The organism is Streptomyces sp. NPDC021115 (assembly GCF_044333065.1).
Lineage (GTDB): Bacteria > Actinomycetota > Actinomycetes > Streptomycetales > Streptomycetaceae > Streptomyces.
The window spans coordinates 82,341-93,043 of the sequence record NZ_JBIRQF010000013.1; the positions used below are offsets into that span (position 1 = coordinate 82,341).

General features: G+C 70.5%; 10 protein-coding genes and 1 pseudogene. 9 read left to right on the forward strand and 2 right to left on the reverse strand.

The window, feature by feature from the left end:
* The first annotated feature begins 1 nt into the window (after position 1).
* The 6 genes from ACH4TL_RS31780 (at position 2) to ACH4TL_RS31805 (ending at position 6,490) form a co-directional block, all read left to right on the forward strand.
* Positions 2-406, forward strand: a complete 405-nt coding sequence (locus ACH4TL_RS31780; protein WP_398325595.1) for a roadblock/LC7 domain-containing protein — start codon at positions 2-4, stop codon at positions 404-406.
* Positions 403-756, forward strand: coding sequence for a DUF742 domain-containing protein (locus ACH4TL_RS31785; RefSeq protein WP_398325598.1), 354 nt, complete (start codon positions 403-405; stop codon positions 754-756). The genes ACH4TL_RS31780 and ACH4TL_RS31785 overlap by 4 nt, the downstream gene beginning before the upstream one ends.
* Positions 737-1,357, forward strand: a complete 621-nt coding sequence (locus ACH4TL_RS31790) for a GTP-binding protein (protein ID WP_398325601.1) — start codon at positions 737-739, stop codon at positions 1,355-1,357. Before ACH4TL_RS31785 ends, ACH4TL_RS31790 begins: the two co-directional genes overlap by 20 nt.
* A complete protein-coding gene (locus ACH4TL_RS31795) occupies positions 1,354-2,769 on the forward strand; it encodes a cytochrome P450 (protein ID WP_398325604.1) in 1,416 nt (471 codons plus the stop codon). Before ACH4TL_RS31790 ends, ACH4TL_RS31795 begins: the two co-directional genes overlap by 4 nt.
* 363 nt (positions 2,770-3,132) lie before the next feature.
* Positions 3,133-6,249, forward strand: coding sequence for an amino acid adenylation domain-containing protein (locus tag ACH4TL_RS31800; RefSeq protein ID WP_398325608.1), 3,117 nt, complete (start codon positions 3,133-3,135; stop codon positions 6,247-6,249).
* A 10-nt stretch (positions 6,250-6,259) separates the two neighbouring features.
* Positions 6,260-6,490, forward strand: a complete 231-nt coding sequence (locus ACH4TL_RS31805) for a TetR-like C-terminal domain-containing protein (protein ID WP_398325611.1) — start codon at positions 6,260-6,262, stop codon at positions 6,488-6,490.
* Positions 6,491-6,768: 278 nt separating this feature from the next.
* Here ACH4TL_RS31805 and ACH4TL_RS31810 read toward each other — a convergent pair.
* A pseudogene (locus ACH4TL_RS31810) lies at positions 6,769-7,504 on the reverse strand (dienelactone hydrolase family protein).
* Between the two features lie 357 nt (positions 7,505-7,861).
* Here ACH4TL_RS31810 and ACH4TL_RS31815 point away from each other — a divergent pair.
* Positions 7,862-8,428: a dihydrofolate reductase family protein gene (locus ACH4TL_RS31815; protein ID WP_398325614.1), complete on the forward strand. Its 567-nt coding sequence runs from the start codon at positions 7,862-7,864 to the stop codon at positions 8,426-8,428.
* Here ACH4TL_RS31815 and ACH4TL_RS31820 read toward each other — a convergent pair whose 3' ends face one another.
* Positions 8,429-9,418, reverse strand: coding sequence for an ArsR/SmtB family transcription factor (locus ACH4TL_RS31820; RefSeq protein ID WP_398325617.1), 990 nt, complete (start codon positions 9,416-9,418; stop codon positions 8,429-8,431). It abuts the gene before it with no gap.
* 234 nt (positions 9,419-9,652) lie between these two features.
* Here ACH4TL_RS31820 and ACH4TL_RS31825 point away from each other — a divergent pair, with 234 nt between their 5' ends.
* Positions 9,653-10,048: a peptidase inhibitor family I36 protein gene (locus ACH4TL_RS31825; RefSeq protein WP_398325620.1), complete on the forward strand. Its 396-nt coding sequence runs from the start codon at positions 9,653-9,655 to the stop codon at positions 10,046-10,048.
* Between the two features lie 31 nt (positions 10,049-10,079).
* Positions 10,080-10,688 carry a hypothetical protein gene (locus tag ACH4TL_RS31830; protein WP_398325623.1) on the forward strand — a complete coding sequence of 203 codons (609 nt, stop codon included), beginning with the start codon at positions 10,080-10,082 and terminating at the stop codon, positions 10,686-10,688.
* Positions 10,689-10,703: the final 15 nt, after the last annotated feature.

The window sequence follows — 10,703 nt, forward strand, 5'->3', positions numbered from 1 at the left end:
GATGCAGCAGCACGGGGACATGGACTGGATGCTCAGGGATCTCGCGGAGAGTGTTCCCCAGACCCGCCACATCGTGGTCCTGTCGTCGGACGGCCTGTGCATGGCCCGGTACGACACGGACATGGACACCGCGGACCGCATCGCCGCCATCGGTTCGGGCCTGCAGAGCCTGTCCGTGGCCGTCGCCTCCGAGTTCCCGCACAGCGACGGGCGGATGCGGATGGTCGTCATCGAGGTCAGCGGCGGCTTCATGTACCTGATGGCCGCGGGCGCCGGTGCCCATCTGGCGGTGCTCGCCGACGAGGGGGTGGACGCCGGACTGGTCGGTCAGTGCATGCGTGACCTCGTCGCCCGGATCGGCGCGCATCTCACCAGCCCGCCGCGGAGTGACGGGCAGGCGCCGTGAGCACGTCCGACCGGGACTGGGACGAGGGCGGACCCGAGCGGCTCTACGTCATCACGGGGGGCCGGGCGGAATCAACGGAGCAGGCCGACCTGGACCTGGTCACCCTGATCGTGTCCCGGGAGGAGCCGAAGGCCGGCATCCAGCCGGAGCTGGCCGCCATCCTCCGGGTGTGCCGGTCTCCGGTGTCCGTCGCGGAAATCTCCGCTCATTTGGCCCTGCCCGCCAGTGTGATCAGCGTGCTCCTCGCCGATCTGCTGGCCGACGGACGGGTCGAGGCCCGCATGCCCGCCTCGTCGCGTCCCGACATCGCACTGATAGAGGCGGTTATCGATGGTCTCCAGAATCTCTGACACGGTCACGGAGCCCCGGCGCGAGGACCGGCTGCCGTCATCGGCCTCCTCCGCGGTCAAGATCGTCATCGTGGGCGGTTTCGGCGTCGGAAAGACCACCTTCGTCCGCTCGGTGAGCGAGATCAGGCCGCTGACCACCGAGGAGACCATGACGCAGGCGGGCGCCGGGATCGACGACATCGCCGGAGTGGAGCGCAAGAGCGTGACCACCGTGGCGATGGACTTCGGCCGGATCACGCTCAACGACGAGCTGGTGCTGTACCTCTTCGGCACACCCGGCCAGCAGCGCTTCTGGTTCCTGTGGAACGGCCTGTTCGAGGGTGCGCTGGGAGCCATCGTGCTCGTCGACACCCGGCGTCTGGAAGTCAGCTTCGATGTGATCGGGCGTCTGGAAGAGGCCGAGGTGCCCTTCGTGATCGCCATCAATTCCTTCCCCGACGCGACCTCCTATCTCACGGAGGAGGTGCGCGGCGCCCTCGACCTTCCGGAGAGCGTGCCGATCGTGGTGTGCGACGCGCGCGAGCGACCGTCGAGCCGGGACGTGCTGATTTCCCTGATGCGCTATCTGCGAACCTCTGCGACGACCTCGGAGTCCACGTGACCGCCAACACCCCCGAGCACACGACCGGCAGCCCGGCGACTCCGCCGCCCGGCTGCCCGGCCCACGGCATGACTCCGGACGCACTGCACCGCCTGTACAGCGGCGAGGCCCAGGCCGACCCGATGGGCGTGTACGAGAAGCTGCGGGCCGCGCACGGTCCCGTCGCCCCCGTACTCGTCCACGGCGACCTGCCGGCCTGGCTGGTCCTGGGGCATCGAGAGAACCTCGATGTCCTGCGCACCCCCACTGTCTTCTCCCGTGATTCCCGGTATTGGCGGGACCTGGCCGAGGGGCGGGTGGCGGCCGACCATCCGCTGGCGCCCATCACCGCCTGGCAGCCGCTGTGCGTCTTCGTCGACGGCGAGGAACACGAGCGGCTGCGCGGCGCGGTCACCGACAGCCTGGGCCGCTTCGAGGCGCGCGGTATCCGGCGCCACGTCACGCGTTTCACCCATCAGCTCGTCGACGGGTTCGAGCGCAGCGGACGGGCCGACCTGGTGAGCCAGTTCGCCGCCCAGCTTCCGCTGCGGGTCATGACACAGCTCTTCGGCATGCCCGACGGGTACGGGCCGGCCCTGGCCGCCGCCGTCCAGGACGCGCTCACCGGTACGGACACCGCGGCGGCGAGCAACGACTACATCACCCGGACCCTTCAGCAACTCGTCGAGCGCAAGCGCACCGACCCCGGTCACGACTTCCCCTCCAAGCTGATCGAGCACCCCTCCGGCCTCAGCGACGACGAGGTCCGCGAGCATCTGCGGCTCATCCTCACCGCCGCCAACGAGACCACGGTCAACCTGATCGCGAACGCACTGCGGACGCTGCTCACCGACGACCGCTTCCGCGCGAACCTGGCCGGCGGGCACATGACGCTGCCGGACGCGATGGAGCAGGTGATGTGGGACGAGCCACCGATGATGACGCTCCTGGGACGATGGGCCACCAGCGACACCGTGCTCGCCGAACAGCCCATCGCGGCGGGTGACATGATCCTGCTCGGTCTCGGCGCGGCGAACGTCGATCCGGCGATCCGCCCCGATCCGCAGGTCTCCGTGCACGGCAACCGCTCCCATCTCGCCTTCAGCGGCGGCCCGCACGAATGCCCCGGCCAGCACATCGGCCGGGCGATCGCCGACACGGCCATCGACACCCTCCTCACCCGCTTGCCCGATGTGCGGCTGTCCGTCCCGAACGACGCCCTGGAGTGGACCTCCTCGCTGATGTACCGCCGCCTCAAGGGGCTGCCGGTCGAGTTCACTCCCAGCCACCGGGCACCGGCATCCGGTCCGACACCGCCGACAGCGCTGCGTACCGAGCTCCCCACGGAGGAGCCCGAGATCAGGCCCGCCTTCTCGACCGCCCCCGCCTGGCTGTCCTGGTGGCGCGGCGTGAAGCGGTGGACGAAGGGCTGAGGCGTCCGGGCTGTGGCCTTCAGGGGCTGTGGCCTTGAGCACGTCAAAGTTCTGTCTTCAACTGATGCTGTTGTGGGCAGAGATGGTCAGGAAGACAGAAGGGCGTGTGTGGCCGGAATCCTCACCGGCCCCCGTACGGGAGGGCGTCGAGTCCCTTGACGGACCAACAGCACCCGGAGAACGTCTCCCACCGATTCAGGGCACGCAGCGCCGGTTCGGGCGAAGGGTTATGCCCGGCGACGGGCTGATTTCCGCCTGACATCCGACATCTGACATCTGACGTCTGTCATCTGACGTCTCGACTTTCCTGAACCAGCGGCCTGACGCACCCCCATGCCTCAGGCCGGCCTCTGTGGAGCCCTCATGCACACGAACAAGCACACCGGCGAGAGCCGGGAGAGCCACGATTCCCCTACCCCACGGAGTGCCTCGCTTCCCGGTCTGCTGGCCCGGCAGATGCTGCGCGGATCCGACGCCCCGGCGGTACAGCACGGCGGCAGAACATATTCGTATCAGGAGCTCGACGACTGGTCACGGTCCATATCCGAGGCCCTCGTGAGCCGGGCCATACGCCCCGGGGACGCCGTCGCGGTCCTCGGCACGCGCTCCTGGGAGGCGACGGTCGCCATTGTCGGCATCCTGCGGGCCGGTGCCGTGTGCGTCCCGGTGGACGCGCAGTACCCGTCGGCCCGAGCCGCGGAGATGCTCACCGACGCCGGTGTACGACTGGCCATCGCCCTTCCCGGCCACGAGCCGGTGGCTGCGGCGGGCGACGAACCGGTGAACTGGGAAGAGTTCGACGCACTGTTGCGGACGCGGCCCACCGTGGACCACGAGCCGGACTTCCCGTCCCTCACGGAACGTTCGGCGGAGACCTGCGCGTATGTGCTCTTCACCTCCGGTACTACCGGACGGCCCAAGCCCGTGGCCTTCCCGCACCGCGCCGTGGCCCGGCTGGCCGAGGGCGGCGCGCCCTGGTGCCCCGGCTCGGGGAAGCGTGTCCTGCAGACCTTCGGCCTCTCTTTCGACGGCTCCCTCTTCGAGATGTGGGCCACCCTGCTGGGCGGCGGCTGCCTCGTCGTGGCGGGCAGGGACGAACTCCTGGACACGCGGGCGCTGGGCTCGCTGCTCCGCGCCGAGCGCATCACGCATGCCTTCATGACCACCAGCCTGTTCCACCACTCGGTGCGGACCGAGCCCGGGATCTTCGGCGCCCTGGACATGGTGCTGGTCGGCGGTGAGGCCATGGACCCGGGGCTGGTGGCGGCGGTGTGCGCGACGGGACGGCCGCGGCATCTGATCAACGGATACGGCCCGACCGAGGGCGGCATCATGGTGAGTGCCTACGACGTCGGCCATGTGGCGCCCGATGCCTCCTCGGTCCCGATCGGATGGCAGGTGGCCGCCAGCACCTGCCATCTTCTGCGGGCCGACGGCAGCCCGGCAGGCCCCGGGGAGGACGGCGAGATCTGCATCGGCGGGGCGGGGCTGGCCCTGGGCTACCTCGACCGGCCCGAGGAGACGGCCCGTGCCTTCGTCATGGTGCGTCACCGCACCGGCGAGACCGAGCGTCTCTACCGCAGCGGTGACCTGGCCCGCCGGGGCAGTGACGGGCTGCTGGAATTCCGCGGCCGGGTGGACCGGCAGGTCAAGGTCCGCGGCTTCCGCGTCGAACTCGACGCCGTGGAGGCCCTGTTGCGTACCCACCCCGGTGTGGCCGACGCCGCGGTGCTCGTCCGGGGGAACGACGGCATCGGCAAGGGGCTCAGCGCGTTCGTCACGTCTGCGGACGCCACCCGGCCCGTGGGACCTACGGAACTCCGCGCGCACTTGGCGAGCCGGCTGCCCGCGCACGCGATACCCGCCCCCATCCACCCGCTGGAACGTATGCCGCTCACCGGGAACGGCAAGACCGACTACGCGGCGCTGCGCGCCCGGGCCGCCGCCCCGGACCGCGAGTCGGGGCAGCCGCCCGCCGCCCGGCCGGGCGACCCCGTCGCGGAGATCTGGGCGGAGGTGCTCGGCACACCGGTGTCCGACAGCACGGACTTCTTCGCCGAGGGCGGCAACTCCCTCCTCGCGGCCCAGGCCGTCTCCCGCACCATCGCCGCCCTCGGCCTGACCTCGGAGCACTTCGCGCCGCTGCTCCAGCGCCTGCTGGCGGCTCCGGCCCTGGCCGCGTACCGCGCGGCGACCGGCACCCTGCCGTCCGGGCCGGACGACCAGGCACAGCCCGACTACGAAGCCGAGGCCCGCATCGAGCTGAACGTCGGCGTCGGCCCGGCCGCTCCGGTCGCTGCCCCGCAGCCCACCCGGGCCCGTCACATCCTGCTCACCGGAGCCACCGGATTCGTCGGCGCGTTCTTGCTCGAACGGCTGCTCCGGGACACCGGCGCGACCATCCACTGCCCGGTGCGCGCCGCCGACGGCTCGCAGGCGATGCGGCGGATCCACGCCACGATGCGGCGGTTCGGTCTCCGTCTCGGCGAACCCGGGCGGGTCCGTCCGCTGCCGGCCGAACTCGGCCACCCCGGGCTGGGGATGGCACCCGGTGTCCTCGACGGCCTGGCGGAGGACACCGACCTGATCGTGCACGGCGCCGCCCACGTCAACTTCCTCTATCCCTATGAGGAGTTGAGGGAGTCGAACGTGGAAGCCGTCCGCTCCCTCCTGGCCCTGGCGGCAGGGCGACGGATTCCCGTCCACTACGTCTCGACCACCGCGGTGCTCTCCGGAAGCGGCGCCGGGGGCGTCCGGTACGTCGACGAGAGCACCCCGCTCAGCCATCCCGAGCTGATCAGCATGGGATACCCCGAAACCAAGTGGGTGGCCGAGCGCATGCTCGGCCACGCGGCGGAGGCGGGGCTACCCGTCACCATCCACCGGCCCTACGAAATCACCGGCCACAGCCGCACCGGCGCCTGGAACACCTCCAGCGCCATCTGCGCGGTCTTCGACGCCATCGCGCACATGGGGTCGGCCCCCGCGGTCCCGCTCCCCCTCGACCTCGTGCCCGTCGACACCGTCACCGACGCGATCGTCGGCATCGCCACCCGGCTCCCGCACCTCGGGGGAGTGGTCCACCTGACCAACCCCCGGCCGGCGCGGCTCAGCGACATGGTCGACCGCATGCGCGCCGCCGGATACGCCATCGAGGACGTCAGCTACGCGGACTGGACCGCCGCTCTCGTCGATCATGCGCGCCGCAACCCCGAGGCCCCCATCGCGCCGTTCGTGCCACTCTTCGTCACGCCCGCGAACGAGGCCGACCACAGCGTCAAGGAGCTGTACTTCGACACCGTCTTCCCCGAAGTCGGGCGCACCCGCACCGACCAGGTCTGGCCGGCTTGGCAGGACTCGTGCCCGCCCGTCGACGACACGCTGCTCGACGGCTACCTCTCCTCCCTCCGGCGCAGCGGCCTCCTCCTCGGCTCCCGGCAGGCTGCTCGGGACCAGCGGGTCCGGCTGACCCGCGCGTAGTCCGGAGTGCTTGGCGGGTCGCACCGCGTGGATCGCCCCGAGTCAACTGGCCAGTCCGCTGCTTGCCCGGACCGCGGCCGGACTGTTCGCCGGGGCCAGTCATGACGACGCGCTGGCGGAGGGGCTCTACACCGGAGTGACCGCACCGCGGCGAGCGGCGGGGCGCGCGATACTTCAGGGCGCGATCGACCGCGGCGAACTCCCCCGGGACTGGATCTGGAACTCGGCATCGACCTGCTGATCGCTCCACTCGCATTCCGCGTATTGGCCCTGCGGGGCAGCAGCGACGATGAGTATCCGGAATCCCTGACCCATGCGATCGAGGCGGCGTTGAAGGCGGCCGTCCGCTGACCGACGGGCGAACGGCGGACTTCGATGGCGGGCGCGGTGCCGCCGTTGACGGCAACGAACCTCTTCGGCGCGCACCTGGTCCCGCTCAGCCACTCACCTGGCCGGGCGGCTGGCCATGCCGGCATCGGTGTGGCCAGCCGAACAATCCGCTGATCGCAACCGTGTACTTCAGGTTCGGCTTCCGAGCCGGTCGAGGAGGGGAAGCAGGCGGTCCCAGTGGCGCTGCAAGCCGACGGGGTCGAAGGCATCGGTGTCGGACATGGTGAACCCGTGGACGGTGCCGGGGTGGATCTCGGATGTGTAGTCGACCTTCGCGGCGTCCAAGGCCCGGTTGAGTTCGCCCAGGGCCTCGGGCGTCAGGTCACTCTCGGCGTGGCCGAAGTGGACCCGGGCGGTGATCTCGGCGAGGGTTTCGGGCCCGGCCGCGCCCACGGGACCGTGAAATGCGGCGAGGACGGCCACTTGGCCGGGGTGGGCCGCGGCGGTGCGCATCGCCAGGAGGCCGCCTATGCAGTAGCCGGTCACCGCGACCGGCCCGGTGGCGACTTCGGGCTGGGCGGTGAGGAACCTGAGGTAGGCGTCGGCGTCACGCAGTACGCGTTCGGCGGTGTGCGCCTCGATCAACGGCATCAGCTGGGCCATGAGCGCGGGCCGGACCTCTTCTCCGATGTGCGCGGGAAGTTCGATCACCGGTGCCGGGCCGTGCCGGTAGAAGAGGTTGGGGACGAGCACGTAGTACCCGTGCCCGGCCACTTCGCGGGCCATCTCCCGCAGCACGGGCCGGATACCGAAGCCGTCCGCGTACATCAGCACCCCCCGGGTGCCGCTCCCCACGGTCGGGGAAGGCGGCGAAGGCGTCGGCCCGGCCGTCCGCGGTGGGGATCTGCAGCGTCTTGGTGGGCATGAATTCTCCTGTCGTGGTTGATGTATCGACTCTGTGATCAACACGACGGAGGCGGAGCCCGCGCAGCAGCGCAAGACCCTCGATCGAACAGCGGGCCCGCACCGGCCCGTACAGCGCTCAGAAGAGCACCGGGTCACCAATCCGTGTGTGGCGCGATGCCGTCCCGGTATTCATGGCCGCAGAGCCTACCTCACCGGCCTGGCCGTGCCCGCCGAGTACAAGCTGCGCTACATCGACGTGGCCGGACCGAACACCGCCGCGGCCCTCGCCGAACTCGCGGGGAATCGCGCGAGTCGCGATGAGTCTTGCGGCGTTCAGGGGTCGTACTGTCGAACCCGTTCCCGAGGAGGACTCCTGATGCGACGCAGCGTGACCTATTCGATGGGCGTCTCACTCGACGGCTACATCGTCGGGCCGGACGGCGGCTTCGACTGGACGGCGCCCGACGAGGACGTCTTCCGCTTCTGGATCGACGAGATCCGCGAGGTCGGCGTTCACCTGTTGGGGCGACGGCTGTACGAGACGATGCTGTACTGGGAGACCGCCGATCAGGATCCATCGCTCGGCGACTCGGAGCGCGAGTGGACCGCGCTCTGGAAGCCGCTCCCGAAGGTGGTGTTCTCCTCCAGGCTGTCGGCGGTGCGGGGCAATGCCCGCCTGGCCTCCGGCGGCGTGGCGGAGGAGATCGAGCGGCTGCGGGCCGAGCCGGGGGAGGGCGAGATCGCGATCGGCGGCGCGACCCTCGCCGCCGAGGCGGCCGCGTCGGGGCTGATCGACGAGTACCGGGCCATGGTCTACCCGGTGCTGGTCGGCGGTGGCATTCCGTTCTTTCCCCGGCGCGAGCGCCGGGTGGATCTCGAACTCGTCGAGACCCGTACCTTCAGCTCGGGAGTCGTCTACCTCCACCACCGCGTGGCGCGCTAGTCAGTTCCTGACGGGGCCGCCGTCGAGGAGCGCGGCTCCCAGCGGCGTGACCATGTGGATGATCGCGTTGCGGTGGCGCTGGCTGCGCACCAGACCCGCGTCCCGCAGGACCGAGGCCTGCTGGCTCGCGGTGGGGAGGGGCACCCGGATCCGCCGGGCGAGTTCGGTGGTGCTGCACGCCCCCACGGCGACGGCCTCCAGGACACGGGCCCGGGTCGTGCCCAGCAGGGCGGCCAGCGCGTAGCGCCCGGGCGTTCCCTGCGGGGCGGCCCAGTCGAGGTCGCGTTCGACCGGATAGACCAGCGTGGGCGGCAGGCCGATGTCGAGGAACGTCGTGGGAGCGCCCCAGCAGAAGAAGGACGGCTGGAGAGTCAGCCCGCGCCCGCCCAGATGGATGTCGTGGTCTGCGGGGAAGGCCAGTTCGAGGACCGGGTAGCTCCAGCGGGCGGAGGGGTGCAAGGTGGCGAGCACCTTCTCCCAGCCGCCCTCGGTCAGCGTGCGGAGGCGGGCGGCGCGGTCGCGGGCCACCTGGGACTGGACGCGATGCCACACCGGGTCCAGCGCGGCGCCGAAGTACCCGCCGACCGCGTTCGCCAACCGGGTCACCGACTCGGGCGTGCCCTCCGCCAGCTCGTGCGCCCAGCCCGGCAAGGGCTGGCCGGGGTGCCGTACGAGCAGCTCCTCCAGGTCGCCGCGCAGCCGGGTGCGGGGCGTTCTGCGCAGCGCCTCCAGCCCCTCCGTAAGGGACTGACCGGCACCCGCGGGAGTCAGGAAGTCGACGGCGTAGCCGACGGGTGGGGCCAGGGTCGAGAGCAGCCGCACCTCCGGGCCCGCGCCCAGGCGGAGCCGCCGTTTCCACTGGCCGAAGACCACCGTTCCCTGTCTGTGCCTCAGCCGGTAGAGGCTGAGCAGCGTCTCCCACATCGGATCGGCACCCGGCGCCAGAGTGATCCGGGCGAGGTCCTCGACGCTGAAATGGATCCTGAGCACGGTGCTACCTGCCTGTCCCTCATCCCGCGTGACATGTCTACCGCGACGCACAACCGGATCGTGAGGGCTGTTTCTGCCAATACCACGCAAGGCTCCCGCTATGGGTGTACAGCGACATTTCACCTGGATGGAAAGGCCGTGCGCGGGGCCGCCGGGCTCGGCGAACCTCGTGTCAGTGCCGCCGGACACGGAGGCCGGCGGCCGTCCACATCCCCACGGACGAAGGAGACAGCCATGCGCACCACACGTCTCGCCCTGGTGGCCGCCAACGCGGCTGCGGTCGTCGCCGTTCTCGCCCTTCCCGGAACGGTCTCGGCGACCGAGGCCCAGCACGTATGCCCCGAGGGGTTCTTCTGCGCCTACAGCAGTACGAACTACGGGGGCCAGGAGTGCAAGTGGGACGTCGCGGACCCCGACTGGACCTCGGGCACCTACAAGTGCTCCTGGGCCGCGGGCAGGCCCGTGAAGTCGGTCTACAACAACGGAACGTCCAGCGCGACCGGCGTGGCGTTCTACCTCAACAAGAACTACGGGCACCGGGTCGGCTGCACCCGGAAGCACTCGGGCGGGAACCTGGTCGGCGACTACAAGGTGAAGTCGCACAAGTGGATCAGCGGCTCCTGTGGCTGACCGGACCGCACAGCGAGGGGAATCGATCACCATGTTCGTACGTCATCGCACCGTCCTCGCCGCGGCGACCGCGGTGCTGGGGAGCGCTCTGGCCCTCACCGGCCCGGCCTACGCCTCCTTCCACGCGGAGGCCGGGGCGCGCCACGGGGCCGTCGCGGCGGCCGCCGACCACAGCTACCTGCAGTTCACGAAGGGCTCCAGCCCGCAGAACTCGCGGCTGAGCCTCGTGCTCGTCAAGGCGTCGGACCCGAGCCGTCCCCGCACCCTGGGGAGCTGGCGCGCGGGGTCCGGCAACGGCAGCAAGGACACCTGTGCGAGCAACGCCGGGTGGCTGCCGAACGGCACGTACGAGATCCAGAAGTTCTACAACCACCACAACGGCGGATCGCGCGGTATCAACGGCATCTCCTGGTGGATCAGTGACCACAAGTGCCACAGCGGTCACGCCCGCACCGAGCTGTTCATCCACAGCGAGATGCTGCCCAGCGGCAGTGCCGGAAGCTCCGAGCCCTACCGCTGGGACGGGGACAGCGACTACAAGTCCAACGGCTGCGTCAAGCTCAAGCCCTCCGACATCCGGAAGCTCCGCAGCCTGTACACGTCGGCCTCCCCGAAGCCCACGAAGCTCTACGTCCGCTGATCGCGGCACTCGTGC